This is a genomic window from Vibrio sp. 704, from assembly GCF_033339295.1.
Genome location: NZ_JAWOUH010000731.1, coordinates 1 through 586 on the forward strand (window position 1 = coordinate 1; position 586 = coordinate 586).

Here is a 586-nt window from a genome sequence, read left to right on the forward strand (position 1 = left end):
CGATGAAGTTTTCACGTTTTTCCGGATGGTAAAGCAATTCAAGTGTTGGCAGCGGCTCTTCTGGCACTGGTAAATTCTGTTCTTGCTTCATCAAGAATGGGTTTTGCGTCGCGGCAACTTTTGCTTGCGCGCTGGATACCATGCTTTGGAATGCGGCAACATCTTGATCGCCATCTTGCACTTCCTCAACCTCAACTTCTTGTGGCGCTGGTTCAAACGCTACACTCGGCTCTGGTGTCTGTTCTGGTTGAATTTGAGAAACCGATTGTGGTTGAACTATAGGTTGAGGCTCTGGTGAACGCGACTGAGGTTGAGGAGCAACATATGCATCCTCTTCATCTACTACATCAAAATCAGAGATGGTTGGTTCAATATGTTCACTTGGCTCAGCGTGGTCGGTAATGTCATCAAGCGCACGAGTGTCAATAACAGGCTCTTCGTGTGGCGTTGGTTCCACATGGAGTTGCTGTTCTTGCTGAGCAGCAAACTGTTCATACTCTTCATAGCTTGATTCTCGTTGAGGCGTATCGTGTTCAACAACCTCTTCATGCTTGGCTTGCACCTGTTCTTGATAGACTGCGTTTGT

At 47.3% G+C, this 586-nt stretch carries 1 pseudogene; it reads right to left on the reverse strand.

Going from position 1 to position 586, the window contains the following annotated elements:
- Window positions 1-586, reverse strand: a pseudogene (locus R7R24_RS28790) (DNA translocase FtsK); the annotation flags it as partial.